A 26,951-nucleotide genomic window follows, 5' to 3' on the forward strand; every position below is an offset into this window, starting at 1 on the left:
ATGCAATTTTTGCATCATCACTAATTCTTTGTGCGCCAGCATTTTTTAAGATACGACCGACTGGTGCGATTGGTAATTCACTCATAATTACACCTCCAATTAAATGATAGTAAACAATAGTATATAAAGGTATCGGTAAAAACTGAATAATAATCGCCCATATTATACCATAATAAGTTATACAATATGCTTTTGAAAATTAAAAAAAAATATAGATAAAATAAAAAATTAAAGGATACATATTAACAGTAATGTCAAAATAAGAATTGTTATAAAATTAAAAAATTTATCTTACAATAATTCGCTTTTTAGATAAGTCGAGGTCGCTTCAGTTATTTTCACGTCAACAAAAGTTCCCAATTCAACATTATCAATAATCACAGGAATATAAGAATCTGTTTTTGCTATATATCCCCCTTTGGAACCTTTTTCAATAACCAAAACTTTTTGAATAGAATTGACTAATTCTTCGTTTTCTCGTTCGGTTATTTTTTCTTTGATTTGAGACAGGTATTTTGATCTTTCCTTCATGATTTTGCGAGGAATTTCTGTTAGTGATGATGAGATTGCACCTTTTCTGTGCTGGTATTTTGACAGATGTATCAGGCTTGGCCTGATTTCCTCAAGCAATTTTACAGTTTCGCCAAAATCTTCATCACTTTCGGTTGGGTATCCCACAATTATATCAGTGGCCAATGTTACATCCGGAATTTCTTTTTTGAATTTTGATACAATGCTCTTGTATTGATCTATTGTATGGCCCCTTCTCATGTCAGACAATACCTTATCACTTCCACTTTGCACAGGCAAATGAATAAAATCATATACCTTCGGATGTTTCATTGCATCAATTATTTCATCAACATCGTTTAAAATGTTTTTAGGATGCATCATTCCAACACGAACTCGGAAATCTCCATTTAAATTAGCCACTTCTTTAATTAAATCATATAGTTTTTCACCACTGTCCCTTCCAAAAGCGGCAGTATCCTGTGCAGTCAACTGTATCTCGCAGGCCCCATTATCAATGGCTTTTTGTGCTTCAGAGACTATATCAGCAATCGGATAACTGTTTAGCGGTCCTCGTGCAAAACGAGTACAGCAGAAGGTGCATGCTCCCAAACAACCTTCACAAATCTGCAAAATATGAATCAGACTATCATCACCCACTTTAGGAACGCAAACTTTGGACTCCTTTGAAAATCCGGTTTCACGAATAATGTCCCCACAATATGTTGCATTAACAACGCTGGCGGACTTATTCAACTGATGAGGACCGATCCATGAAATATCAGGCCCAATCTTTTCCAGTTTTTCAGGATCAATTTCAACCATGCATCCCCCAACAATGATTTTCTTGTCAGGAAATTCCTTCTGAAGCTTTTGAATCCTAAATGTCATCTTGTCTTCGGTGGGCAGCTTAACATAGCAGGTGTTTACAATAATCACATCCGCCTCGTCAATATCATCAACAAGTTCAATGTCATTGGCTTGCAGATTGCCTGCGATAATCTGTCCATCAGCCTGGTTGAATGTACAACCATAAGATTCAATAAAAACTTTCATCTAGTCACTCTTTTTTGTTTTTTTAAATATGTTCTTGGTCAAGTCATAATCATAACTGTTAAATCTAACAGGTTTTGAATAAACCCTCTTTATGACTCCAGCCTTTGCAAATCCTGAAGTCAATTTTCTCTCTTGAGTCTTGATTACATGCACCTTAACAATATGGTTTTCGATTTTGACGACATCTCCCGGAGCAATTTCAAAATCCCTCTCAAGATCAAGCTTATATGAATCGACTTCACCATGCAAGTCAACTGAAAATCCGATACGTGCCGGAATTTCAACAGAAGATGCCCAAATGGTGGTCACATCTTCAAGATTGGATTTATCCACCCTTTTGTCTCCAACTTCGATGCTTGTAACTTCAACCTGACCCAATTCGGTCAATAAAGTATCTCCAGTTTTAAGCTCATCGCTTGGAGACAAATCTATAGTTGTCTTGTGAGATTTGTCCTGCTCAGAAATAATCAGCCTGTAAGGCCTAGGCTTTTTAAGGGAAATAACATTTTTATAAACGTGACCGCAATCCTCGCATTTAAGCAAGTATTCTTCAGTAAACTTTTTCTTTGTTGTTTTTTGTTTTGAATTCAAAATTTCAATATCATCAGAACCACAAATAGGACAATCCATTTTTTTATGCCTCCTTAATCAGAATTATTTAGATAATGGTTAACCAATCCACCATCTTCAAGAATAGATAACATGAACTCTTTAAACGGTTCAAAAGTCTTTGACTCACCAGTTGTTTCATTGACCAAGGTTCCTTTTGATAAATCGATGTTAATAATATCTCCATCCTTGGCTTCAATATCTGAAACGATTACCGGCAAACCGATGTTGATTGCATTTCTGTAGAAAATCCTTGCAAAAGATTTGGCAACGATTGCACTAACTCCAGCTGTTTTAATGGCAACAGGTGCCTGTTCTCTTGAAGAACCGCAACCGAAGTTTTCATCTGCAACTATTATATCGCCAGACTGGACATTCTTTGTAAAATCCGGCCTTTCCCCTTCAAGAACATGGTCTGCCAAATCCTGCGGATTGAATGTTCTTAAATACCTTCCAGGTATAATTACATCTGTGTCGATGTTTTCCCCAAAAGTCCATGTTTTTCCTTTGATAATATCCATAAATATCACTAATAAATCTCAATTAATAAAAAAATGAAGTATTCAGGAAAACTCCCGAATACAAGAAGTAGGTGATTTTTTTGTAAGTTTAATTTTTATCTGCTTTGAATGGTCTTGAAAACTCTTGTTCCACACCTTCACGATACATTGAATTGAATGTACAGAATGGAATGATTCTTCCATCAGGTGTTGCATAGTGAATAACGCATTTTTTAACTCTGTCTTCATCAAAGTTAAACGGATCCATGAAGTGCATGCATGAAATAAGCATGGAATCTTTGGAAAAGTCTCCTAAAGCATCATAATCTCCTTTAACAAAAACATTCAATAATATCCTTTTGATATCCAAACCTTTAGGGGATCTGCTAGTGTGGATCATTTTAGTAAGGTTTCCAGTTAAACCTGCCATAACCCTCTTACGAGAACCGAATTTACCATTTTTGAGTTTTTCATTGTATTCTTTTAATTTGTTACCCAAATCATCAACATCAATGAAATCTGTGATTGGAATCAATTTGTCTTTTCCATCCCCTTCAGTCTTTTGTCTGAATACATAAGTAGCTATTCCACAATGCTCATGACAGTTCAAAGTCACTTTTGCAGATTCTTCACCATCTAACAAGGAAATGAACTCTGCAATCGGTTCAACAAAAGATGGCGGATAAAATGCAGAAGTTGGAACCTGACCATCGGTTTCTTTTTCAATGATTTCAACAAAGTCAGGAATGGTAATCCTCTGTTCCTCAACATGTTCAGAAGGAGTCCTTCCGGAAAATGAAACTGGCTGGAAGTTTACGCCGTAAATAATGTCGTTATTGTCAAAAGCGAATTTGATGATTTCGCCAACTTGATTATCGTTGACTCCTTTGACTAATGTAGGCACTAAAACCACTCCCAAACCTGCTTTTCTACAGTTTTCAATAGCCTGAAGTTTATCTGGAAGCAGATTCCTTCCTTTATTTTTAATGTAAGGTTCTGGAGTTACACCTTCAAAAGAAAGATAAACAGTGTTTAATCCTGCATCCTTCAATTGTTTTGCCAAATTCTCCCTTTTGGCTATTCTAATACCATTGGTAGCAATCTGAACGTGAGTAAAACCTTCTTCCTTAGCCATTTCAATAAGTTCAACTATGTCCTTTCTGACAGTAGGCTCACCACCAGCATATTGGATAGCCGGACATGGGTGAGGTTTTAGACTCCTTAAGTTCTTAAGCATCTGTCTGATTTCCTCTTTTGTAGGCTCATACAGATATCCTGCAGCTGCTGCATTAGCAAAACAAACAGGGCATCTTAAATTACACCTGTTTGTTACATCAATCAATCCTAAAACGGTAGATGTTTCGTGTTTTGAACATAAGCCACAATTATCAGGACAAGGAGCACTGTCCTCCACACAAGGATTATCTACGCCAGAAATGGTAGGGACATATTTACTTGCGCGATCATATAAATCTTTATCACTCCAATAAGTGTTTACAAACTCTCCATGCTCATCACAAGTTTTTTTGATATAGACTTTGCCGTCTTCCTCAAAAACTTCAGCCTCAAGAGTTTTTCCACACTCTGGACATAAACTTTTTGTACCTTTTAATTTCAAAAAATCACCTTTTATAATACTAAGCAATATTAGTATAAACTTACATAATATTATATATTTAAAACAATTTAATATTTAAATATTATTAGTGATATAGTTTATATAAATCCAACATGATGTGGAGTAAAATTTAAATGATAATCGATTTTCAACAAATACTAGTGATATTGCTAACAACATTATATTTCATTCTTCCAGCATACTTCTCAAACGGAGGTGCACTCCTGTTTGGCGGAGGAACACCAATTGACTTTGGAAAAAGCGACTCAAATGGCGTTCGCTGGATTGGAGATGGAGTTACCTGGAGAGGTTTGGTTGCCGGAACAATAATCGGCGTGATTACAGGAGCCATTCAGGGATACCTCGCTCCAATGATTACCCCATATGTTGGAAATTCTCTAATCGTCCCTATGATAACCAGCATTCCTAACGGAATATTAATTGGATTTTTACTCGGTTTTGGGGCTCTTATAGGTGATGCATTAGGTAGCTTTTTAAAAAGAAGACTTGGAATTGGCAGAGGAAAGCCTGCACCAATTCTTGATCAGTTAGATTTTATAATAGTTGCATTGATTTTTGTTTTGCCAGTCATCAAACTTAATTTAATTTTCGTTGTTTTGGCTTTGCTTTTGACACTGGTTATCCATTTACTGGCCAACAGCATTGCATATCTGCTCGGTTTGAAAGACGTATGGTACTAATTCAAGTATTTCTCCATCATCACGGCAGTTCCAACAGCCGGTGCAACGGTACACTCATCATCAGTTAAGATATCACCCATAGATTTGACTTTTAAACCTAAAAGCTCTGCTGCCTTTTTATCAAGAATATCTTTTCCAAGGCCTGTTGTTACAATCAAATCCAAATCTTGGGTTTCATGAACCTGTTTTAGACCATCCGCAATTTGCTCAATCTGTTTTTGGTGAATGAACTTGCACATCTCAACGACATCATCCATTGACAGCATTTCCAAATCGGCACAGACCACACGCGCAATCCTTTTTGCACAGTCAAATTTGGATTTGCCTTCACCGTCAAAGGTATCGCAGATATAGTCATCTTCAGTGATCAAATCCAAAACGGTATAGACATCTGCAGTTTGTGCAAAGAGCTCACTGGCTACGCGATACTCCTTTCCATTCAGTTCAACCTTATCAAGAAAGCTTGCAAGATTGGTCCTCAAAGTACCTGTGTAAACCAATTCGCCAGTTGCTGACCTGTCAAAATCAGATTTGCCAATAGCGCATTCCCTACCATCTTTGATAGGAATGATATCAGTTGTTGTGCTTCCAGTGTCAATGAATATGCAGTTGTCGGAAATCAGTGTTGCAATTTGAGCGGTCGCAATCCAATTGGCCGCCGCCGCCTTAAGTGGAGCCATTTCAATTTCATCCTTAGACAACATCCCATCAATGCCAACATAGGCGATAGGGCATGAGAATGTCTCTTCACATTTTTTAACAACATCCAAAACTCCATCCTTTTTGGTATCATACGCATCCACCAGTTCCGCAGTCATAGAAATGCCGACCGCATCAATTTCAGATACAGGACAGATATTTTCAATCAATTCCACCAAAACACGTGACAAGTCGTCATTGTTGCTCCACATCGGCAGATATGCAAAATCAACCTCAATGTTTTTAATCTCACCGTCTTCAAAGTCGATTACGGCCAAATCAGTGTTTGCACCGCCAATGTCGAATCCTGCAATTCTCATAAATCACAATCTCCTAATATCTAATGAATCGGCAGATTTTATAAATTCAACTTTGCCATTTAAGGAAGTGTCCAAATCATCAATGCTGGCTTTTCCGTCAATAAGCTCAACAATGCTCTTACCGATGTTAAAATTACAAATTTTTCTCAAACCGACATAAGGTGTTGTGAATCTTGAGTTGATTTCCAAAAGATAAACTGAGTAAACATCCTTTTCATCAGCATTTATCAACAAATCAACGCCAACAAAACCCTTAATGCCGTCGATAGCTTCAACAGCTTTGGTTGCTATTTCAAATGCCTCATCCTGATATTTGCTTTCATAAGGTATCTTTCCACCGAAATATGTGCCTTCAGCATTTCCAATAGAGACAAATTGCTCATTTAGACTAATAGGAACTGCTTTTTGACCATCTGAAATCAAGCTAACGCTTATATCAGTTCCCACAATATATTCCTGAACGATTATCCTTGAACCAGGTGGAAAAATCTCTTCGAGATCATATGACAAATCGCCGATATCATTGATTATTACAATGTTTTCACAGTCCACACCAATCAACGGCTTGATAATCAATTTGAGTGGAGTCAACGGATCTTCAGATTGCCATTTTTCATGAAGATTTTCAATAGCCCTTTTCCAATATCCTTTTGGATCTATCTTAAACTTAAAGGACCTAGGTTGCGGAATATCCATTGGAAGGGCATTGTAGGTTTCAAATTTATTGGAAGTCTTAAAACAAGCCTCAGCAGAGGAAGTGTATGTTTTGACATTATTTTCCTCTAAAATCCTAGTGATATTGTATAGGGCATTATCCATCTCAGCAGCAATGAAAATAGCATTTTTAAAGTCTGCAGCATTGCCTTCAAGCCAGTCAACAATATTCTCATCAATCAAAATCGGATTGACATTATTGAAATCCTTCACCTTATCCTCATATGATTTGTTAATGACCAAATCAACATTAAAGTCTGATAAATCATCCAATAATGCAAAAATCAATTCTTCCGCTTCGGAAATTATGCTCTTTTCCTTTTCGCCGGAAGCCGTAAAATACTCAAATACCAATATTGAATCAGTTTCGTTTATCATAAGTAATCATCATACCATTTAATTTTAAATCATCTGCTGGAAAACGCATCTTCTCTCCATCGAATATCATATGGATTAATGAGTCATTTTTATCTTCAAACTCCGCTACAGTAATGTCCTCATCTATTGTGGCCATTTTCCTTGTAAATGAACCCATAATGTCTTCAGGAGCCCTGATGTCAAGAAGTCCCCTTTCATAATAATCTTCAATAGCATCAACAGTCAATTTGGCTGAATCGCCAATACCATATGGGTTTGGAGCGTTTTTCATTTTGTCAGCAAATTCCTTGTCATTCAAAATCCTGTTTGCATTTTCCAAAATTACATCCTTATCAGAACCTACAAGAATATTTCCTCCGGCAGTTACTGTTTCGGGACGTTCAGTATTATACCTTAAAGTTAATGCGGGCACATCAAGTGTTATTGCCTCTTCCTGAAGGCCTCCTGAATCGGTTAAAATCAGTGTTGACTTTGAAGTCAAAAGTAAAAAATCAAGATATCCCAATGGCTTGATTATATGAACATGATCCAAATCGTTCAACTCGTCGAACAATCCGAAGTTTTCCAGAGTGTTTTTTGTTCTTGGATGAATCGGGAAAATGATGTTCATGTCGCTCAATTCCTTTAAGGCGCCGATTATATTTGTCACTCTTTCCCTAACATCAACATTTTCGGCCCTGTGCATTGTCAATGTCAGGATGTTATCCATATTCTCAATATCCAAATCAGCCAGGGACTGCTCTTCAAATCCTCTTTTTTTAGCTATTTCCAAATGTCTGAAGCAGGCATCAACGACAGTATTTCCTGTGATTATCAGGTTTTCATGTGAAAATCCTTCTGCAAGCAGATTGATGGCGGACTCTTCAGTCGGAATGAAATACATTGCTGAGACGATATCAGCGACACGACGATTAATCTCTTCAGGCATTGTCATGTCAAATGACCTGAGTCCCGCCTCAACGTGACCTACGGCAATGTGCAGCTTACCTGCCACAAGTGCCCCTGCAAGTACGGCATTGGTATCTCCCTGAACAAGCACAATATCCGGTTTTTCCTCAATAAGCACTTCTTCAATGCCTTTCATCATCAATCCGGTCTGCTTTCCATGAGTTCCTGAACCAACTTGAATATTATAATCGGGAGTTGGAATTTCCAAGTCTCTGAAGAAATTGTCAGACATCTCTTTATCATAATGCTGGCCGGTATGCAAGACTATTTGGTCGATGCCCCTCTTTGATATTTCGTCAATGATTGGAGCCATCTTAATAATTTCCGGCCTTGTTCCTAAAATTGTCGCTATTTTCATGATATCCCTTTTATTAAACAAATTAATAAGCAGTACTGAAATTGCCAATTGCTATTGAGCAGAAAACAAATCCAAAGGATGCGGAAACTGCAACTACAGCCAAATTTAAAACAAACACTCTTATTACAGAAATTATATTGAATTCAACACTTTTATCACGCATATTAGCATAATATCCGCCCACTGCTGATATCAATGTAAGTATTAATGAGGTGAAAAAAACCCATTGAACTAATATAAGCCAAAAATTCAAATCATCATGGTCAATGCCCAGATAGATTCCCAAGGCAAAACCCACAATAATTCCAATAATCATTATTTTCTCATTAACTTTTTGTACTTTATCCATAAGCATCCTCATATTAATATTTGTGTAAATCATTTAAACTTTTTATCATTGATTCTCGAATTGCATATTTTTTCTGTAAATTGCTAAGAGAATCAACCAAATCACGTCTAAATCTCTCACAGGCATAATCATCATATGTGAATTTGATTCCGTCATACTGAATATCCATCAGAATCAAATAGTCGGGTTCTGTGACCTTGATATATGCTCTTGGCTCATCGGCTTCAGGATTAAGCAATCTTTCAACCTCATCCAGGGTCATCTTGCCAACTGCAACATCAATGAAAACCCTCATCATCTTCCTAACCATGTTCCATAAAAATGATTCACCGTAAATATCAACGAATATTGGAGATAATGTATCATGGAGATTAGGAAATTCCCTTTTGTGATAATCATCCAATTCAACTTTTGAGATTTTAATGTCATCGATCGTACGGGTGGTTGTTTTCTGAAACCTTTTTGTAAAATTAGTGAAGTTATGGGTGCCCTTAAAGACTTCAGCACACTCATTGAGCTTGTCGATATCCAAATCCTGGAAAAGCATATACCGATATTGTCTCATTTGGGCATACCTCGGCTTAAAAGCATAGCGAACAGGCGCACTTGCCAATATTTGAATATCATCCGGAAGAGAATTATTGATTTCGTTTACCCGAACTTCCTTTTCAGACTGAAAGCTGATCACATTGCCCAAGCTATGAACGCCAGCATCGGTTCTTCCTGCAATTCTGAACCTGGACTTCTTCAAATCGTCAATGTAGTCCAGTTTACGCAAATGGTAAATCAATTCCTCTTCGACCGTTCTGAGGTTAGGCTGCCTTTGAAAGCCATGAAAATTAGTTCCAATATATCCGATTTTAAGTGCAGTTCGCTTCATCAATATAATATTTGGTTTAATATAAAATAAGTTTTTAGAAAAAATGAGGAGGAAAGCAAATAGCTTGATGAAAGCTATTTGCCTAAAATTATATGGCATACTATTGCGAAGTAATCATAATAAGGAATAAAATTAAAATTATTTGAAGTAGTTATATTGTATAATTTTAATTATCCAATTACTCAATAGTAATATATTTAATAATTATAGTAATACTTATTTAAAATTTGTTAAAAATTATTACTAATTAAATTCAATAAACCAAGGAAATAATAGCACTAAAACCAATATATCCAATAATTAGCAATTTTTAGAAATTTAATCCAAAAATAAAATAAATACATATCCTAAAATTATTCGAGTAATAATTATCGGATTATTGAATTTTCCATAAAATCATTAAAAATCGACTGTTAGACTCTTTATTAAAAAAATGAAAGCATAAAATCAGTTTTTATAAAAAAATTTCCAGTAAATCAGATAAAATAAAAAAAGATAAGAATTCTGTAGAAAAAACAAGTATTACTTTTCTTAAAAAATAATACTACCATTCAACACAAATATTTCACCATATGAGTTGTCTCATCATAATCATCTTCCTCAATTGTGATTTCATAACCTACAGATGTCCAGAAGGGAATTCCGGAATCCAAGTATCTGTGAGTGTGAAGATAAATCCTATCATATCCGACATTCTTGGCAAATTCCTCCATAATATCCACTAACTTTCGGGCAATTCCATGTCTTCTGTAATTTTTATCCACCATTAATCTCCAAATGCTTGCAGTGTCCTCTTTTGTATAAATGCCTCTAAATAATTCATTATCAAAATCATAAGCTCTGATGGCTGCAGTTGCAATAATTTTATCCCCATCCAATGCAATGTAAAAATTATTGGTGGACGGCAAAAGATAATACTCTTCCATCCCATCAATATCATAATGGAATTTTGGAGTGGGACCTATTCCATAGACTTCCATAATCTGACCATATAAAAAGTCTTTAACATTAGCAATTTCCACAGAATTATTTTTAACTGCCCTAATTTCAATATCCATAATATTCCCCTAAAAAATAAAAATAAGAATAAGAATTTATCTTATTCCTGTGCAGTTTCAGGATTTAGCAATTTTTCAACATTCTCCCCAATGAAGTCAAACAACAATACAACAATCAATAATGACATACCCGGGTAGAATGCCAACCACCAATAACCTGAAGATAGATAATTCATTGATTCGGCTAATATTACACCGATTGCAGGCTCGTGTGGAGGTAAACCAAATCCTAAAAAGGTAATTGCCGCTTCGTGCATGATTGCATGCGGAAACATTAAAATAACTCCAACAATGATTTGAGATATAATCAAAGGTAAGATATGTTTTGTAGCAACCCATATCTTTGATTTACCTAGGTTTTCAGCTAAATGAATGTATTCCTTGGTTTTAATTTCCTTAACTTCAGATCTTAAAACCCTTGCAAGAGGAGTCCAATGAGTCAGACCAACACCCATAATTACCCCGAATACTCCTCCACCAAACATGATGGAAACGAGGATAATTAAAAGAATATGAGGTATTGAACCGAACAGATCAATAATTCCTGCAACACATTCGTCTGCAATCTTATTGAAACTTGAAAACAATCCTAAAATTATAGAAATAATTGTACTTACAGCAGATGCAATGAAACCCACCATAATACTTAATCCAAGCCCGGCAATTGTACGCTGAAACATGTCCCTCCCCATCCAATCTGTTCCGAAAAGATGTTCTAAAGAAGGCATTTGATTAGCATTGACAAAACTTGTTGGAATGTCTCTTATAAAATAACCTGAAATGAATATTGATACAATAACTATAACTGAAAGTATGATAATGACAAGAGTCTTTGTCCTGAGATTAGCAGGGTATAAAAACCATTGCTTCTTATCGTCAGTTTCCTTTTTTCTAATCATTAAATTCACTCTCCTTAATTCTTGGATCAATTAGGTAATAAGAGATATCGGCAAGTAGATTTCCAACAAATACAAATACTGCACTGAATACTACAATTCCTAAAAACAGAGGAACATCATTTTGAAGACCTGCGACTACAGCCGTTTGACCTATTCCAGGATATGAAAATACCTGTTCCACTAAAACAGCTCCTCCAAATAATTCACTGAATGATAAAAACTGCAATGTTATGGCCGGCAACAGTATATTTCTTATTCCATGATTCTTTACTAAATCCCAACCTTTTTCACCTCTTGATTTAGCGAATAATACATAATCAGAGGATAAAACTTGAATCAGTTCATTACGGGTGTACATGGCAATCGGTGCCAAACCGACCAAACTCAATGTTAAAGTAGGAAGAACAAGTCTTGATGCCCATTCCATAAATGTTGCATCAGTACTTTTAACTCCAATAGGAACACCGAATCCAATCGGGAACCATCCTAAATAAACCGCAAAAACCATTAAAATAAGTATACCTACCCAGAAGGAAGGTGCAGATTGAATTGCATAACAGTAAACCTTAACTGCTTTGTCAATCCATGACCCTTTGTTTTTACCAGCTACAACTCCTAAAGCAAAACCCAATATTCCACTTAACAGCCATGAAATCGCCATTAACACAATTGAAGCTAAAAATTTATCAATAATAACATCTATCACCGGCGCACGATAAATTAAAGATGTTCCAAGATTTCCTTGAGCCAAATCAAGCAGCCAATGATAAATTTTTGTAGTTAATGGAACATTAGTGCCAAAATATTGTTGTAAAATTTGTCTTTGTGCTTCTGATACTGCAGCTCCTTTCAAATAAGCATTAACCGGGTCAATAGGGGATAAATCTAATAATACAAAACTGAATATTGCAACAGCAATCATCAAAATTATGAAACGTATTAACTTGTAACTAAAAAATTTAATTAATTTTTGTTTATTCAATGAAACTAACCCCCCTTAAATTTTAAAAAAAAAATAAAAAAAGGAAAAAATGTTTAAGCTGTGGAATTGGTTCTAGTCCAATCACAGATATTAATTAAAACATCGTTTCCTAAACCATCAGGTTGTTCACCAATGTCGATTCCATCTTTAATGAAATAGTTGTAGTCGTAGTTTACGAGCCATGCGAATGGAGCGTCACCAGCAGGACCCCAACCTCCACCATTTACAAGAGCGGATTCAGCCCATAATGTGTCAGCAGTATTGAAGTCAGTTGCATGCATTGCGTCTTCCATCAATTTGTCGGATTCAGTGTTGTTATATAAACCAGGGTTCATATAGAATTCATCGGCATCTTTACTGTGGTATTGTTGATAGATTGATTTATATGGATCTGGAGAAGTTTGTTGCATTAATGCAGCTGAACTGTACATGTTTGCATAGATGGTATCCCAATCAGCACCTTTAAGATTTACTTCAATTCCAATTTCTTTTGCTTGTTCAGCAAATACTGTGGATAGAGATTGTCTGTCAAGATAATCCGGTGGATAGTATAAATCGAATGATGCTTTTACACCATCTTTTTCAACGATTCCATCTCCATTAGTATCTTCCCATCCGCCTTCTTTCAAGATACGTTTTGCCTCATCGATGTTTCCATCCTGAACTTTTGCAGCTTGATTTGCATAATCTCTTGTATCGACGCTTGTGTATTCAGGAGTTGCGTGTCCTGCGAATACTTCATCACACATTTTTTGACGGTCAACACCAACGTTTAAGGCTTGTCTAATCGCTTTATCAGCAGTTACATTGTTACCAATTTTCCAACCGCTTTCATTAGTTACGTTACCAGTATCTTCAAGATAAGGGAAGGATACACCTTGTGCCCTACCTGCAGATTTTTCAACAAATTGATATCCGTCAACTGTTTGATTTAATGCAGAAGTTGCCACTGGCACTACATCTACTTGACCTGATTTAGCGAGTTCCAACCAGGTTGATTCTTCAGGGAATAACAAGGTAATTTGAGTAAAGTATGGTTTGTCACCGTAGTAGTTATCATTAACTTTGAAAATAGCTTGTTGACCTTTATCCCAATGGTCTAATACGTAAGGTCCAGTACCAATAGGGTTTTCACCATAAGTGTTGTTGTCATACTCTTCAGGAACAATACCAACATATCTTAAATCATAGATAAATGTTGATCTAGGTTCAACCAAAGTAAATTCAACACAAGTATCATTTTTAGCAGTTACTTTCTCAAGATTTGTTAAATCCAAATCAGTTTCAGTTTCTTTTGCAGTGTTGAATGTAGTTTCTACATCTTTTGCATCGAAAGTTGAATTGTCTGAGAATTTAACATCATTTCTTAAATTTACAGTCCATGTTTTTCCATCTCCACTGATAGAATAATCAGTAGCTAAATCTGGAACGATTTCTCCCTTCTTATCTGTCTTAAATAAACAACTTTGTACTAAAGGATTATAGTTTTGGTGCCCACATCCCCAACCGGTAAGCGGATCAAAACCGGATTCCGGTTCTTTAATGTTACTGTGTGCTGCAACTGTCAAATGTGTCGGATCATTATCAGTTGATCCACCCATCAATGCAAATGCAGCGACAGCAATAACAATGATTGCTACAACAGCACCAATAATCATCATTGTCTTTTTTTCCATAATTTCACCATATAACAATTCTATATTAAAACAATAGTAATACTTTTTAATCAATAAATGCTCAATAAGTAATACTTATATAAATTATTTTAATATTAAGTAATATTTAGGACATATTTATATAAAAAGATATTTATTACTTTTAAGTTTTATTTGAAAAATTATAAGAAAAATAAAAAACGCAATATAAAATGAACGAGTAGAGCAAAATAACATTACTAAATTGCCTAAATAAAAAAATTAAGAATGCTGAAAATAAATAAATGAATGTAAAAAATCATCATAAAAGTAATACTTAAATACATTTAAATATTATTATGACAAGATATTTGTCCATGGATTTGTCCACAAAACTTAAAGGGTATTTAAAGAAAAAAGGTGCAAGCGAAGTGGGCTTTGCAGACATCACCAACTTTACGCCAAAGCCAGGATTAACTTCAGGCGTTATTTTTTATATCGCTTATCCTAAAGAAATTATCAGAAATATGCAGAATGCACCAACACAGGAATATCTTGAGGAATTGATTAGTTTAAATACACGATTGGACGCACTTGGGATGACATGCGAAGAATTCCTAATAGATGATGGATATGATGCATATGCCCAAACAAAAAAGAGATTGGGAACCGATTTTGGTGAGTTCAATTCCTTTGAATTGCCCCACAAAACAATAGCCACCCGTGCGGGGCTTGGATGGATTGGCAAGTCCGCATTGTTTACAACATTGAAGTTTGGATCAGCATTAAGAATGTCATCGGTTTTAACAAATGCCCCCTTAGATTATGGAACCCCTATCCTCAAATCAAAATGCGGAAAATGCGAATCATGCAAGGATGCATGTCTTGGAGGAGCAATAAGCGGCAAGGAATGGAATTATAAACTCAAAAGAAATGATTTCTATGATGACCGAAAATGTGAAAAATATGCGCTGAAAGTTTCAGAAGAAAACCTGGGAAAAGCAGATACAGTATGTGGAAAATGTATTTTCGCATGCCCACATACACAACGATACATTAAACGATTATAGTTTTACTGCATATCTAAAATCAATGGATTGAGGATTAATGTCCAAACATTGAATTTGTTTGTCCATATGAACTGTCAAGAGTTCATCATTACTATCCAAAACAACAACAAACCCCATCTTTGTCCAAAAATGAAGGGCACCCTCCAAATTTTTATGAGTATGCAAATAAATGTCACGATACCCCACTTCATTTGCAAAATTTTCGGCAATGCTGAACATCTTTGAAGCCAAACCGCAACGCCTGCATCGCCTATCTACGAATAATCTCCATATACTTGAAGTGGTGTCATTAGAATACAAATGCCTAAACTCAGGGAAATCTTTATCATAAGCCCTTAAACCAATTGTAGCAATTATTTCTCCAGTTTCTTCAGCATAAGCTACAAAAAAGTTATTCATTTCAGGATCAATATAATACTCTTTCATATTCACGATATCTTGATGCCATTCAGGAACATAATCATAACCGAACTCAAGCTTAATCATTTTAAATAAAAATTCCTGAACCTCTTCAATTTGTTTTGAATCATCACTTAATTCCTTAATTACAACATTCATATTAACCACTTTTCAAAAAAAGTATTACATTTTACCCTAATTTTATGCAATATGTAATACTTTTTATTAAATTTTGAATAACTTTAATATTGATAAAGTACAAATTAGTATATAAAATTTATCATTTTAATTTAATAAGGTGATTAAATGGAAAAATTATTAGATGTTGAAAATGTCTCAATCTCCTTTATACAATATACAAAAGGATTGAATCAAAGAAATCTGAAAGTAATTACTGATTTAACCCTTGATATATCTGAAGGAGAAATATTGGCCGTATTGGGTTCAAGTGGTTCCGGAAAAAGTTTACTAGCACATGCGATATTTGGAATCCTGCCTGAAAATGCAGATTTGAATGGAACAATAAAATTTAAAGGAAAAGAATTATCCCAAGAAGATAAAGAAGAAATCAGAGGAAAAGACATAGTTCTAGTCCCTCAATCCGTGAATTTCTTAGATCCCCTAATGAAGATTTCAGACCAAGCAATCGGTAATGTAAAAAGTGAAGATGAAAAGAAAAGCAAAAAAATAAAACAAAGGGAAATATTTAAACATTATAATCTCGGCCCTGAAGTGGATGACATGTATCCATTCCAGTTATCCGGAGGAATGGCTAGAAGAGTACTCGTATCAACAGCATTACTATCAGATCCGAAACTCGTTGTAGCAGACGAACCGACACCCGGACTTGATGAAAAAACAGTAGAAGAAACATTAAATCACTTCAGACACATGAAAGACGATGGAATTGGAGTGCTCTTAATCACACATGACATTCATGCTGCACTAGAAGTGGCAGACAGAATTGGAATATTTTATTCAGGTTATGTAATTGAAATTGCCTTAAAAGAAGACTTTTCAGGCGATGGGGAAAACCTACTCCATCCATATACAAAATCATTATACAAGGCGTTGCCTGCAAACGGATTTGAAATAATAAAAGGCCATCAACCGTTGCATGGTGAAATACAAGAAGGATGCCCGTACTATGACAGATGTGAAATGAGATTTGACAGATGTAAGGAAGAAAGGCCTGAATTGATTGATTTAGGAAAGAAAAAAGTTAGATGCTTTAAATATGAAAAAGGTGTAGAAAATGAAACTTAAAGCAACAAATATTTCATTTAAATATCCCTCCGCTAAGGATTATCTATTAAAGGACATTAATCTTGAATTGGATAACAAGAAAATCATTGGATTGATCGGAGACAGCGGTAGTGGAAAATCAACATTATGCAAAATTTTATCCGGATATGTGACCAAATTCGAAGGCAGTGTAACACTCGATGGTCAACCCCTCCCTAATAAAGGATTCAAACCAGTGCAGTTAATTTATCAACATCCCGAAAAAGTAATGAATCCAAAATGGAAAATGAAACAAGTATTAGAAGAATCTTGGAATGTTACGGATGAAGCATTATCAGAATTTGGAATTCAAAAGTCCTGGCTTACCAGATTTCCACAGGAATTGTCCGGAGGAGAACTTCAAAGGTTTTCAGTATTGAGGTCCCTAAATCCAAATACAAAATTCCTTATTGCGGATGAAATGACAACAATGCTCGATGCAATTACACAAGCCCAGATTATCGATTCTGTATTGAAAATCGTTAAAAAAAGAAACATGGGCTTTTTGCTTGTAAGTCACGATATGCCATTAGTGGAAACCATATGTGACGAAAAGATATACCTTAAAGATATTAATGGCGCTTAACCATTAATATTCATTAATTTTTTTATCTGCCAATCTGCCCAGACCATAGTAATATTATTGGATACGACTTCACCTAGAACAATGCCCATCCAGGCTCCCCAAACACCATAACCTAGAATGACACCCAATAAAACCGCAAAAAATATTGTAAAGCCGGTTTCCCTCATAATTGTTTGAAACATTGCAGTCAAACCTTTTCCAATTCCCTGGAAAACATAGGTTGATGCAACACCAACTGCCATTGTAGGATAATAAATAACAATCCAAGAAAGAAATGCAGTCAGTTCAGGGGCAATTCTGACACTGCTTCCTGATGAAGCGAACACCGAAGCGATATCTCCTGCAAAAACATTGGTTAAAATCATTACAATTACTGCAATGATTATTGATACCTTCATGGCATACCTATGGGCAATTTGAATGTTCTTATATTTTTTTGCACCATAATTGGCAGCGATGACACTGATTAAAGCTGTCCCAATAGCTAAAAGTGGAGTTGTTCCGATTGTGACTATTCTCCAGCCTGTCGAGTAAACCGCAACTGAATCTGTTGAGCCCACATAAGCCAAAAGCGCTGAAAAGACTGCGGCAAAGAATGCATTGTTTAAAAGCTGAATGCTTGCCGGAATCCCGACTTTGACAATGTCAATTGAAATGCCCCTTTTAAAATCAAAATTGTCAAAATTTGGCCTTAAGAATGTATCCCTTTTAACATAAAACCAATACAGTAAAATTAAAATCACGAATATTGATGAGATTATAGTTGCAATAGCCGCACCTTTTACGCCCAAATTCAAATTATAAATGAAAATGGGGTCCAAAATCATGTTTAAAATTGCTGATGCAATCATGGCATACATTGGACGGGTGGTATCGCCTTCCCCCCTGAAAATTCCATATAATGCATTTGAAAAGATTATGAAAACTGATCCCAAAAGGATTATCACTCCATAATCAGATGCATAAGCGATAGTTTGACCTGCACCCATTGCATTCAATATTGGATTTAACAGAAGCAATAAGATTAGCGTTAGAATCAATGAAACCACAATATCCAAAATTATAGAATGAACTGAAGCGTTGTCTGCTTTTGACTTATTGTCCTCACCCAGATATTTTGATATTGCAAAGGCAGCACCTGAGCCCAAACCATTACCAAAGCCTACCAAAATCATGAAAACAGGTGTGAAAAATCCTACGCCAGCAAGCGCATCGGCGCCAAGGCCTGAAACCCAAGCAGCATCAATCAGATTATAAAAACTAGTAATAAGCAATGAAATAATCAATGGAATTGACATTTTGATTAATGCCTTTTTAGGATTATAAAGCATTAAATCAACACTATTTGATGAATCATTACTTAACATAAGTTAATATTAAAATTTATTCAATATATATTTTTAATTTTTTAACAAATTTTCAACCCTTCAAATTATTAAAACAGTCAAAAACTAAAAATAAAAAAAAAGTTGCTGCAAAATTGCAACAACCTAAAAAAAGGGAGTAAGAAGATGAAATTAAAAAAATGAAATAAATAATAGCTCAAATAAGAGCTATTCTAAAGATTATTTATCTCATCAAAAAACAAAATGTCATCACATATCACTTCAAGCAATTCATGGTCATGGCTGACAGCCAATATTCCTATGTTATTCGCTTTGGCATGATTGATGAGCTTTTCCCATATCTGCACTTGTGTAACCGCATCAAGCATTGTGGAAATCTCATCTGCAATGATGAATTTTGTTTCGGGATTGATTGCCCTCAATATGCTGAAACGCTGCAGTTCTCCACCGGAAAGTTCGTTAGGCCAACGAGTCAACCATTGATCCTTAAGGCCAAAAGTGTCCTTCAACTCCTTAGGAGGAGTCCATGACTCATTCAATATCTTTTTCATTTTCCATTTAGGATTCATGGTTTTTTCCGGATGCTGGAAAATCAACTGCACAGGATAAAAACCCTTATCTGGAATTTCATTGCCATCCAAAGTCACTTTTCCAGAATAATGAGTGATATAACCTGCCAATATTTTACATAATGTTGATTTGCCGCTACCACTATCCCCCATCAGACCGATAATCTGATTACTATTGATTGATAGCGAAAAATCCTTCAGTATCTGTCTTTTCTTATTATATGAAAAAGAAATGTTACTTGCCTTAAGCTCCATCGTTAACCTCCTCAAAATTGAAACATCTAATCATTATTCCATCATGGTCAACAAGTTCCGGCTTATTATCCTTACATTTATCCAAACGGACCGGACAGTTTTCCCAATAAGGACATCCAGGAAGATCCTCCAACGGTTGAACACCCTCCGTCAAGTTAAATCCGTTTTTAGGTAAAGAATTGATTAAAGCTTTGGTGTAAGGATGCAAAACATTATCCACATTTTTGAAGTTCTCTACAGTGTTTATTTCAATAACATAACCTGAATAGAATATTGCAATCCTATCAGCAGTTTTTAATGCAACATCAATTTCGTGAGTAATCAGCAAAACACCTTTACCCTGCTCTTTCAGATTTCTTATATCCTCAATAGTCTCTTTCACGCTTTTTGCATCAAGCCCGGGTGTTGGCTCATCGGCAATTAACAAATTCGGGTCTCCAACTAAAGCGGTAGACAACAATACTTTTCTGGCCATTCCTCCTGACAATTCAAAAGGATATAAGTCATCAACACTTTCATCCAAACCGTATTTGCTGAAGATTTCCCTTTGCCTTATTTTTTTCTCTGCATGTTCCTTTTCATCCTTGCATTCACCGATTGCCTGTTCTGACACCTTCATAAGAGGGTCCAGGAAATTCACGGATTGAGGAATAAGGCAAATTTCCTTACCTCTTAATTTTTCCTTCAATTCCTGATCCAGAACATTTCCTTTATATTTGATTTCTCCTGTAACATGAGAGTTATACGGCAAAATACCTAGAATTGAATGAGCCAGGAGACTTTTACCTGAACCACTGGAACCTAAAACCGCAACGATTTCACCTTCTCCGACATCAATTGTCAAATCAGATATCACCTTTGTATCGTGCCTATTCAATCCCTGAACGTATTGCGTAAAAGATATTGATAAATTATTTACTTCCAATAATTTTTCCATAATATCACCCATTCTAGTTATTTGCCTGTGAAGGGTCTAACAATCGTTTCAGATTATCCCCTATAATATCAAACAACAGTACAACTATCAGTAATGCCAGACCTGGGAAGAATGCTAACCACCAAGCCCCCATTGCAAGGTAAGTCATTGATTCAGACAATATGATACCAATTGCCGGCTCGTGTGGTGATAAACCAAATCCTAAGAAAGTTACACTTGATTCATGCATGATTGCATGCGGGAAAACAAGCAAAGTTCCAACAAATATTTGAGATAACACTAAAGGCAAAATATGTTCTTTTGCTATCCATAATTTGCTTTTACCAAATCTTGCAGACAATGCAACGTATTCGGATGTGTTGATCTGCAATACTTCAGCCCTCAATACTCTTGTCAGGTTAACCCAATGCGAGAATGCGACTGCCATTATAACACCGAAAGCCCCCTTACCCAATGCGATGGATATCATCATTATCAATAGGATATGAGGTATTGATGCAAACAAATCAATCAACCAGGACACAAAAGAATCACAGAACTTGTTAACACTTGCAACGAATGCCAAGATTGTTGCAATGATACTGGAAATTATGGATGCGCCTATACCAATCATGATACTTAAACTTAGACCCTTAATTGTCCTAATGAACATGTCTCTGCCCATCCAATCAGTGCCGAAAAGATGTTCAAAAGATGGAGGCTGCATTTTAATACTAAAATCAGTTGGCAAATTAGCGTTAATCATCATTCCACTAATGAAAATTGCCAATAAAAGCAATCCTGTAAGTGCAATTGTCAAAAGTGTTTTTTGCCTCAAATTCAGTGAACTGAATAAACCTCTATTATACCATGGTAAATCACTCATCGTCCTCACCTTTTAACCTTGGGTCCACGTATTCATAAATCATGTCTGCAATAAGATTTCCCACAAATACAAAAATGGTACTGACTATAACAATACCCAACAATAACGGAACATCAGACCTCAATCCCGCAGCTACTGTTGCCTGACCGATGCCCGGATATGCAAATACCTGTTCAACAAGAATTGTTCCACCAAACAGTTCATTAAATGACATGAACTGAATTGTAATTGCCGGAAGTAGAATATTCCTTATTCCGTGATTTTTGATTATTCCCCAGAAGCTTTCACCTCGGGCTTGTGCAAACAGGAAATAATCGCTTCTTTTAACATTAATGAGCTTATCCCTAGTATACATGGTCAGAGATGCAATTCCAACAATACTTAATGTAAAAGCAGGTAAAATTAATCTGTATAACCACTGCCAAAATGTTACAGTATCAGATAATTGTCCGATAGGAACTGAAAGCCCGATAGGGAACCAGCCTAAATAAACTGAAAAAACCATTAAAAGAACTAATCCTATCCAAAAGGTAGGAGTGGATTGTAATATGTAACAATAAGTTTTAATTGCCTTGTCTACCCAGGTACCTTCTTTTGCACCTGCAAGAACTCCTAAGCCAAAACCGACAACAGCAGATATGACCCAGGAAACTGCCATAAGAGTAAATGATGCAGTAAACTTCTGTACAATCACTTCAGTTACAGGCACCCTATAAATCAATGAAAAGCCCATGCTTCCGGATGCTAAAGTTGAAAGCCAACCGAATACTCTTTCTCCTAAAGACAGGTTTGTTCCCCAATATTCCCCCATGATAGCTAATTGTTCTTGACTGACAATTCTTTGTCCAAGATAAGCTTTAACAGGGTCAATTGGTGATAACTGTACCATTATAAAACTGATTGCTGCAATAACAATTAATAAAATTAGTAATCTAATAGCCTTATATCCTAAAAATTTAGCTAATTTTTTATTGTTAATTTTAACCATCTCATATAAATTTGTTTTAAAAAAAAAGAATTAAAAAAATGATTTATAAGAATAAACCACTTTAATAATTAATTATGCTTCAGTTTCGTTGACACGTTTCCAATCGTAGATGTTACCCCAGATATCTCCACCATGCGGATAGATGAGGTGAGTGCTGTTGGAAATGTCCAAGTCATCACTTACGAAGTAAGTGTAGTCTACTGTTCCAATCCAAAGGTATGGATAATTGGAAGTAGCTTGTTGAGCAGCTTGAGACCATGTACTGTAGGATGCATTTAAATCTTGAGCCATAGCGGAATCTATTAATCCATCAACAGCAGAGTCATTGAGACCTTCAGAGTTGTCATAACCTACACAAGCAACTCTGGAATCATATTGATGCTCAATTTCATATGGATCAGCTGAACCGAATCCCCATACAACTCCTTGTGAGTATTTGTTAGGGTCGATGTCATCCCAACTTCCACCTACTGGAGTAATGTCAATACCGATTTCCTTAGCTTGTTCTGAAACTGCTACTGCAATTGCTTGTCTTTCAGTTGCTTTTGAGTTATAGTATACTGAAAATGCTGCAGGTGTTCCATTTTTCTCTACAATTCCATCACCGTTAGTGTCTTTCCATCCAGCATTTGCAAGAACTTCTTTTGCTTGGTCAACATTACTGTCATTGAAAGTGGATTCGAATGCCCAAGGCAATTGACTTGCTACACCATTGTAGGACGCATTACCGTATCCGTTGAATGCACCATCCAATAATGCTTGTCTGTTGATACCGATGTTCAATGCTTCTCTGATAGCAGGATCACCAGTTACATTGTTACCAATAGTGACATTGTCTTCACTTACTTTTCCGGTGTCCATTTGAGTAGGTAATGAAATTCCACGTACATCAATAGAATCAAAGTATTCTAAGTGGTATCCATCTACGGTTTCATTTGCGTATGCAAGTTGTACTTCAGCAATGTCAACATCACCGTTTTTAACTGCTGCAAATGCCGCATCAGGGTCAAGGAATAAATTGGTTATCTTTTCAAAGTATGGTTCTTCACCATAGTAATCAGGGTTTTTCTCCAAGATAAATTGTTGTCCTTTATCCCATTGAGCTAATTTATAAGGTCCTGATCCGATTGGATTTTGACCATATGTCTCATTATTGTAACCTGCTTCAGGTACGATGCCCACATCAGTCAATTTGTTGATGAAAGTTGAATCCTGTTTATCAAGAGTGAATACTACTTTATTTCCATCAGCCTTAGCTTCTTTCATGGAACTTAAATCTGCCCCTTCACCCATTTCTTTTGCAGTGTTGTATGAGAATGCTACATCTTTTGCGGTTAATTTTGAACCGTCAGTGAATTTAACATCATCACGAATGGTGACTGTGTATGTTTTAAAGTCATCTGATATTTTATAATCTGTAGCCAGATCATTTACAAAATTATTGTCCTTATCTCTTTTAAGTATTGTACTTTGTATAAGTGGTTCTGTTCCGGAATCGTGGTATCCCCATCCATGCATAGGGTCAAAACCAAATTCAGGCTCTTCTCCGTGAGCAGCAACACAAGCTACCAATTCATTCGGAGCATGCTCTGTGCTTCCGCCTCCCAAAGCAAATGCACCTATACCAATTATTGCAATAACGGCCACAATTGCGCCTATAATATATTTTGTTTCCATTTTCTTTTCCTCATTAAAAAATTAAATCCAAAGTAATATCCATAGTATTACTTTTTACTGAATTATTAATTAATTAGTAATACTTATTAATAAAAAGATATTACAATTAATACTTATCAAAATATAACTATATAAAAATTTCTATAAAACCAAAAATGAGCCCTAAATGAGTATTACTTATCTTAAAATTAATGCAAAAAAGTATTACGTTTGAAATATCGCTCAAAGAAAAATAGAATGTATTAAAAAAAATAAGGATTAGAATAGTGGATCTTTCACCATTCCAATTCTAAATGAGTTCAGGATAACAAACAATGTCAGGCCCAAATCCCCAAATCCAACAGACATCATCAATGTGATAATACCTAAAACCGCCAAGACTACACATAACAATTTGACCGCAATAGCCAAAGAGATGTTCTGTTTGATAATGCCCATTGTCTTATGGCTTAAGCTGAATAAATACGGAAGCTTTGAGATATCATCCTGCATAAGAGCAACATCCGCTGTTTCAATAGCCACATCAGAACCTGCCGCACCCATTGCAATACCGATATTCGCACGTGCCAAAGCCGGCGCATCGTTTATACCGTCACCGACCATTGCAACATCTCCAAATTTGTTTCTGATTGTATCCAGAATATTTAACTTGTCTTCAGGAAGCAGATTTGAGAAAACATGCTGAATACCTATTTCATCAGCAACCTTACGGGCAGCCATCTTGTTATCTCCGGTAAGCATTACGGTTTCAATGCCCTTATCTTTCAAGTCAGCGATGACTTCACTGGCATTTGACCTGATTTTATCGGATACTGTAATTAAACCAATTACATTTTTAGCATTACCCACGAAAACGATTGTTTTACCTTCAGATGAATATCTGTTTATCTCATCTCTGGAGATATCAAAGGAACTTCCTTCAATTAGGGATTCATTAGCAGCATAGAATTGCTCTCCTCCAAGGTTTGCAACAATTCCTTTACCCGGAACATTTTTAAACTCATCAATAGCGTCAAAAATTATATTGTTCTCATTTGCATAATCCACAATAGCCTGAGCGATCGGGTGGGAGGATTGAGACTCCAAAGAAGAGGCAATCCTAACAATATCTTCGTCAGAATAACTTTCATCCAAAACCTTAACGCCGCTTAATGCCAGTTTACCCTCTGTTAGAGTACCTGTCTTGTCAAAGATTACCGCTTTTACATTACGCATTTCCTCAACATAGGTACTTCCCTTAATGATAACACCATTTCTGGTTGCTGAAGTAATGGCGGACACCATTCCAACAGGTGTTGAGATCAAGAATGCGCAAGGACATGAAATTACCAATAGGGAAAGCGCTTTATAAACCCAATCAACCAATGGCTGGCCAAACAATAACGGTGGAATGAATGCAATGCAAATTGCCCCTATCATCATTATAGGAGTGTAATACTTAGCTATCCTTTCAACCAGGGTTTCAGTTTCAGACCTGTTGAGCTGTGACCTTTTAACCAAAGTTACGATTTTTGAAATAACTGAATCCTTAGCCTCAGAAGTTACCTTAATTTCCAGATATCCATCTTCATTAACGGTTCCAGAGAACACACTGTCTCCAACTTCCTTTAAAACCGGCACACTTTCACCAGTGATGGAAGCCTGGTTAATTGAAGAAGAACCTAGAATTACTTCACCGTCCAAAGGCACCTTGTCTCCAGGTTTTACAATTACAATGTCACCAATGTTTACTTCATCGACATTTCTAATTTCTTCCTTGTCCCCTACTTTGACTCTTGCAGTGTCTGGGGCAATTTCAACCAATGATTTGATTGAACGTTTTGCTCTATGTTCAGCATAGTCTTCTAAAAATTCTGCAATATAATAAAGGAAAGTGACTGCAGCACCTTCTTCAGGATGCCCTATAATAAATGATGCAACACATGCAATACACATTAACATTGCAGGGCCAATGGTATGTCTATTGACTAATGACTTATAAGCCATAATAGCTATTTCATAACCTGCAATTGCTGCGCCAATCATATAGGTAATGGTTACAACTGTAGGGTCGAATGACAACAATTCAAAAACATGCCCTAAAACAAATAGTATTCCGCTTGCAACGATGATTTGTATTGGCCTATTCGCAATTAACGGTTTTCCTTCAGCCAATAATTCCTCATCCCCATGTGAATGTTCATGTCCGTGGTCATGTCCATGGTCGTCATCATCTGCACAATCAGGACAGCCGCACAAACTGAATTCGACATCATCATGGTCGTGGTCGTGATCATGACAACCACAATCATCATCACTACAAACATCCTCATGGTCATGCTCATGCTCGTGATCATGACAACCACAATCATCATCACTACAAACATCCTCATGGTCATGATGATGCTCATGCTCGTGAGAATGCTCATGATGGTCATGGTCATGATGATGCTCATGCTCGTGAGAATGCTCATGATGGTCATGGTCATGATGATGCTCATGCTCGTGAGAATGCTCATGTTCATCATCTGCACAATCAGGACAACCACAAAGGCTTATATCAACATCTTCATCATAATCAATTTTTTCACTATGATCATGGATACTTAAATCAGTTTTTTCTTGATAATCTCTTAATAACTGTCTATCATAATGATCAGGATTTTCACAGTGAATTTCATCACAGTTCGGATCCAAACAGATGTAGTTAAAATGTTCCGGATTGTGACAGTTTTCATCAGCGCAATCCGCATCATAACATCTATTTTCAACCATTTTATCAC

At 36.0% G+C, this 26,951-nt stretch carries 26 protein-coding genes; 4 read left to right on the plus strand and 22 right to left on the minus strand.

All coding sequences use genetic code 11. The annotated features are described in order from the left end of the window. The 5 genes from E7Z79_RS03795 to tes all read right to left on the minus strand — a co-directional run. Positions 1–85: histone-like protein (locus tag E7Z79_RS03795; protein WP_303738685.1), on the minus strand; the 85-nt coding region annotated here is incomplete at its 3' end. 206 nt (positions 86–291) lie between these two features. Beyond that, positions 292–1,566 (minus strand): tRNA (N(6)-L-threonylcarbamoyladenosine(37)-C(2))-methylthiotransferase, encoded by a 1,275-nt coding sequence (locus E7Z79_RS03800; protein ID WP_303738647.1) that lies wholly within the window; start codon positions 1,564–1,566, stop codon positions 292–294. Further along, positions 1,567–2,196: an HVO_0476 family zinc finger protein gene (locus tag E7Z79_RS03805; RefSeq protein WP_303738648.1), complete on the minus strand. Its 630-nt coding sequence runs from the start codon at positions 2,194–2,196 to the stop codon at positions 1,567–1,569. A gap of 14 nt (positions 2,197–2,210) precedes the next feature. Continuing rightward, a complete protein-coding gene (gene hacB, locus E7Z79_RS03810; RefSeq protein ID WP_303738649.1) occupies positions 2,211–2,696 on the minus strand; it encodes a homoaconitase small subunit in 486 nt (161 codons plus the stop codon). Positions 2,697–2,784: 88 nt separating this feature from the next. Next, a complete protein-coding gene (gene tes / locus E7Z79_RS03815) occupies positions 2,785–4,293 on the minus strand; it encodes a tetraether lipid synthase Tes (protein ID WP_303738650.1) in 1,509 nt (502 codons plus the stop codon). 137 nt (positions 4,294–4,430) lie between these two features. On the opposite strand from tes, the gene E7Z79_RS03820 reads away from it, so the two are divergent. After that, positions 4,431–4,994, plus strand: coding sequence for a CDP-2,3-bis-(O-geranylgeranyl)-sn-glycerol synthase (locus tag E7Z79_RS03820; protein ID WP_303738686.1), 564 nt, complete (start codon positions 4,431–4,433; stop codon positions 4,992–4,994). On the opposite strand, the gene E7Z79_RS03825 is transcribed toward E7Z79_RS03820, so the two are convergent. The 9 genes from E7Z79_RS03825 to E7Z79_RS03865 all read right to left on the minus strand — a co-directional run bounded on the left by E7Z79_RS03825 (position 4,991) and on the right by E7Z79_RS03865 (position 14,255). Continuing rightward, positions 4,991–6,013, minus strand: a complete 1,023-nt coding sequence (locus tag E7Z79_RS03825; RefSeq protein WP_303738651.1) for a hydantoinase/oxoprolinase family protein — start codon at positions 6,011–6,013, stop codon at positions 4,991–4,993. The two genes, E7Z79_RS03820 and E7Z79_RS03825, sit on opposite strands and share 4 nt — an antisense overlap. Positions 6,014–6,016: 3 nt before the next feature. Continuing rightward, a complete protein-coding gene (locus E7Z79_RS03830; RefSeq protein ID WP_303738652.1) occupies positions 6,017–7,105 on the minus strand; it encodes an ATP-grasp domain-containing protein in 1,089 nt (362 codons plus the stop codon). Continuing rightward, entirely contained in the window at positions 7,089–8,411 is a 1,323-nt protein-coding gene (wecB, locus tag E7Z79_RS03835; RefSeq protein WP_303738653.1) for a non-hydrolyzing UDP-N-acetylglucosamine 2-epimerase, read from the minus strand. Before wecB ends, E7Z79_RS03830 begins: the two co-directional genes overlap by 17 nt. Before the next feature lie 22 nt (positions 8,412–8,433). After that, complete coding sequence (locus E7Z79_RS03840; RefSeq protein ID WP_303738654.1) at positions 8,434–8,760, minus strand: hypothetical protein; 327 nt, start codon at positions 8,758–8,760, stop codon at positions 8,434–8,436. Between the two features lie 13 nt (positions 8,761–8,773). Then, positions 8,774–9,640 carry a tRNA pseudouridine(38-40) synthase TruA gene (gene truA, locus E7Z79_RS03845; protein ID WP_303738655.1) on the minus strand — a complete coding sequence of 289 codons (867 nt, stop codon included), beginning with the start codon at positions 9,638–9,640 and terminating at the stop codon, positions 8,774–8,776. Positions 9,641–10,191: 551 nt separating this feature from the next. Further along, a complete protein-coding gene (locus E7Z79_RS03850; RefSeq protein WP_303738656.1) occupies positions 10,192–10,698 on the minus strand; it encodes a GNAT family N-acetyltransferase in 507 nt (168 codons plus the stop codon). 41 nt (positions 10,699–10,739) lie between these two features. After that, positions 10,740–11,597 (minus strand): ABC transporter permease, encoded by an 858-nt coding sequence (locus E7Z79_RS03855; protein ID WP_303738657.1) that lies wholly within the window; start codon positions 11,595–11,597, stop codon positions 10,740–10,742. Next, positions 11,590–12,519 (minus strand): ABC transporter permease, encoded by a 930-nt coding sequence (locus E7Z79_RS03860; protein WP_303738687.1) that lies wholly within the window; start codon positions 12,517–12,519, stop codon positions 11,590–11,592. Before E7Z79_RS03860 ends, E7Z79_RS03855 begins: the two co-directional genes overlap by 8 nt. Before the next feature lie 113 nt (positions 12,520–12,632). Beyond that, a complete protein-coding gene (locus E7Z79_RS03865; protein ID WP_303738658.1) occupies positions 12,633–14,255 on the minus strand; it encodes an ABC transporter substrate-binding protein in 1,623 nt (540 codons plus the stop codon). A gap of 317 nt (positions 14,256–14,572) precedes the next feature. Between E7Z79_RS03865 and E7Z79_RS03870 the strand changes: the two genes are divergently transcribed. Beyond that, positions 14,573–15,283, plus strand: coding sequence for a 4Fe-4S double cluster binding domain-containing protein (locus E7Z79_RS03870; protein WP_303738659.1), 711 nt, complete (start codon positions 14,573–14,575; stop codon positions 15,281–15,283). On the opposite strand, the gene E7Z79_RS03875 is transcribed toward E7Z79_RS03870, so the two are convergent. Further along, positions 15,278–15,841, minus strand: coding sequence for a GNAT family N-acetyltransferase (locus tag E7Z79_RS03875; RefSeq protein ID WP_303738660.1), 564 nt, complete (start codon positions 15,839–15,841; stop codon positions 15,278–15,280). The genes E7Z79_RS03870 and E7Z79_RS03875 overlap by 6 nt on opposite strands. Positions 15,842–15,988: 147 nt before the next feature. Here E7Z79_RS03875 and E7Z79_RS03880 point away from each other — a divergent pair, with 147 nt between their 5' ends. Both E7Z79_RS03880 and E7Z79_RS03885 read left to right on the plus strand, forming a co-directional pair. Then, complete coding sequence (locus E7Z79_RS03880) at positions 15,989–16,948, plus strand: ABC transporter ATP-binding protein (RefSeq protein ID WP_303738661.1); 960 nt, start codon at positions 15,989–15,991, stop codon at positions 16,946–16,948. Next, a complete protein-coding gene (locus E7Z79_RS03885) occupies positions 16,938–17,552 on the plus strand; it encodes an ABC transporter ATP-binding protein (RefSeq protein WP_303738662.1) in 615 nt (204 codons plus the stop codon). Before E7Z79_RS03880 ends, E7Z79_RS03885 begins: the two co-directional genes overlap by 11 nt. Here E7Z79_RS03885 and E7Z79_RS03890 read toward each other — a convergent pair. From E7Z79_RS03890 to E7Z79_RS03920, 7 genes are all read right to left on the minus strand, one after another. Further along, positions 17,549–18,919 (minus strand): MATE family efflux transporter, encoded by a 1,371-nt coding sequence (locus tag E7Z79_RS03890; protein ID WP_303738663.1) that lies wholly within the window; start codon positions 18,917–18,919, stop codon positions 17,549–17,551. The two genes, E7Z79_RS03885 and E7Z79_RS03890, sit on opposite strands and share 4 nt — an antisense overlap. A gap of 191 nt (positions 18,920–19,110) precedes the next feature. Beyond that, complete coding sequence (locus tag E7Z79_RS03895) at positions 19,111–19,722, minus strand: ABC transporter ATP-binding protein (RefSeq protein ID WP_303738664.1); 612 nt, start codon at positions 19,720–19,722, stop codon at positions 19,111–19,113. Beyond that, positions 19,712–20,659 (minus strand): ABC transporter ATP-binding protein, encoded by a 948-nt coding sequence (locus E7Z79_RS03900; RefSeq protein WP_303738665.1) that lies wholly within the window; start codon positions 20,657–20,659, stop codon positions 19,712–19,714. Before E7Z79_RS03900 ends, E7Z79_RS03895 begins: the two co-directional genes overlap by 11 nt. Before the next feature lie 13 nt (positions 20,660–20,672). Continuing rightward, positions 20,673–21,524, minus strand: coding sequence for an ABC transporter permease (locus E7Z79_RS03905; protein ID WP_303738666.1), 852 nt, complete (start codon positions 21,522–21,524; stop codon positions 20,673–20,675). Continuing rightward, entirely contained in the window at positions 21,517–22,512 is a 996-nt protein-coding gene (locus tag E7Z79_RS03910; RefSeq protein WP_303738667.1) for an ABC transporter permease, read from the minus strand. Before E7Z79_RS03910 ends, E7Z79_RS03905 begins: the two co-directional genes overlap by 8 nt. 72 nt (positions 22,513–22,584) lie before the next feature. Next, the gene (locus E7Z79_RS03915) at positions 22,585–24,189 is read right to left on the minus strand and encodes an ABC transporter substrate-binding protein (RefSeq protein WP_303738668.1); all 1,605 of its coding nucleotides are present in this window, start codon (positions 24,187–24,189) and stop codon (positions 22,585–22,587) included. Positions 24,190–24,447: 258 nt separating this feature from the next. Next, positions 24,448–26,943, minus strand: a complete 2,496-nt coding sequence (locus E7Z79_RS03920; RefSeq protein ID WP_303738669.1) for a cation-translocating P-type ATPase — start codon at positions 26,941–26,943, stop codon at positions 24,448–24,450. Positions 26,944–26,951 lie beyond the last annotated feature (8 nt).

This window comes from Methanobrevibacter thaueri, from assembly GCF_015062905.1.
Lineage (GTDB): Archaea > Methanobacteriota > Methanobacteria > Methanobacteriales > Methanobacteriaceae > Methanocatella > Methanocatella thaueri_A.

What these genes read in the sequence shown, in the direction of transcription:
- E7Z79_RS03800 (WP_303738647.1), bottom strand. Translation starts at nt 1,566, where the DNA reads ATGAAAGTTTTTATTGAATCTTATGGTTGTACATTCAACCAGGCTGAT.
- E7Z79_RS03805 (WP_303738648.1), bottom strand. Translation starts at nt 2,196, where the DNA reads ATGGATTGTCCTATTTGTGGTTCTGATGATATTGAAATTTTGAATTCA.
- hacB (WP_303738649.1), bottom strand. Translation starts at nt 2,696, where the DNA reads ATGGATATTATCAAAGGAAAAACATGGACTTTTGGGGAAAACATCGAC.
- E7Z79_RS03825 (WP_303738651.1), bottom strand. Translation starts at nt 6,013, where the DNA reads ATGAGAATTGCAGGATTCGACATTGGCGGTGCAAACACTGATTTGGCC.
- E7Z79_RS03830 (WP_303738652.1), bottom strand. Translation starts at nt 7,105, where the DNA reads ATGATAAACGAAACTGATTCAATATTGGTATTTGAGTATTTTACGGCT.
- wecB (WP_303738653.1), bottom strand. Translation starts at nt 8,411, where the DNA reads ATGAAAATAGCGACAATTTTAGGAACAAGGCCGGAAATTATTAAGATG.
- E7Z79_RS03840 (WP_303738654.1), bottom strand. Translation starts at nt 8,760, where the DNA reads ATGGATAAAGTACAAAAAGTTAATGAGAAAATAATGATTATTGGAATT.
- truA (WP_303738655.1), bottom strand. Translation starts at nt 9,640, where the DNA reads ATGAAGCGAACTGCACTTAAAATCGGATATATTGGAACTAATTTTCAT.
- E7Z79_RS03850 (WP_303738656.1), bottom strand. Translation starts at nt 10,698, where the DNA reads ATGGATATTGAAATTAGGGCAGTTAAAAATAATTCTGTGGAAATTGCT.
- E7Z79_RS03855 (WP_303738657.1), bottom strand. Translation starts at nt 11,597, where the DNA reads ATGATTAGAAAAAAGGAAACTGACGATAAGAAGCAATGGTTTTTATAC.
- E7Z79_RS03860 (WP_303738687.1), bottom strand. Translation starts at nt 12,519, where the DNA reads ATGATTGCTGTTGCAATATTCAGTTTTGTATTATTAGATTTATCCCCT.
- E7Z79_RS03865 (WP_303738658.1), bottom strand. Translation starts at nt 14,255, where the DNA reads ATGGAAAAAAAGACAATGATGATTATTGGTGCTGTTGTAGCAATCATT.
- E7Z79_RS03870 (WP_303738659.1), top strand. Translation starts at nt 14,573, where the DNA reads ATGACAAGATATTTGTCCATGGATTTGTCCACAAAACTTAAAGGGTAT.
- E7Z79_RS03875 (WP_303738660.1), bottom strand. Translation starts at nt 15,841, where the DNA reads ATGAATGTTGTAATTAAGGAATTAAGTGATGATTCAAAACAAATTGAA.
- E7Z79_RS03880 (WP_303738661.1), top strand. Translation starts at nt 15,989, where the DNA reads ATGGAAAAATTATTAGATGTTGAAAATGTCTCAATCTCCTTTATACAA.
- E7Z79_RS03885 (WP_303738662.1), top strand. Translation starts at nt 16,938, where the DNA reads ATGAAACTTAAAGCAACAAATATTTCATTTAAATATCCCTCCGCTAAG.
- E7Z79_RS03890 (WP_303738663.1), bottom strand. Translation starts at nt 18,919, where the DNA reads ATGTTAAGTAATGATTCATCAAATAGTGTTGATTTAATGCTTTATAAT.
- E7Z79_RS03895 (WP_303738664.1), bottom strand. Translation starts at nt 19,722, where the DNA reads ATGGAGCTTAAGGCAAGTAACATTTCTTTTTCATATAATAAGAAAAGA.
- E7Z79_RS03900 (WP_303738665.1), bottom strand. Translation starts at nt 20,659, where the DNA reads ATGGAAAAATTATTGGAAGTAAATAATTTATCAATATCTTTTACGCAA.
- E7Z79_RS03905 (WP_303738666.1), bottom strand. Translation starts at nt 21,524, where the DNA reads ATGAGTGATTTACCATGGTATAATAGAGGTTTATTCAGTTCACTGAAT.
- E7Z79_RS03910 (WP_303738667.1), bottom strand. Translation starts at nt 22,512, where the DNA reads ATGGTTAAAATTAACAATAAAAAATTAGCTAAATTTTTAGGATATAAG.
- E7Z79_RS03915 (WP_303738668.1), bottom strand. Translation starts at nt 24,189, where the DNA reads ATGGAAACAAAATATATTATAGGCGCAATTGTGGCCGTTATTGCAATA.
- E7Z79_RS03920 (WP_303738669.1), bottom strand. Translation starts at nt 26,943, where the DNA reads ATGGTTGAAAATAGATGTTATGATGCGGATTGCGCTGATGAAAACTGT.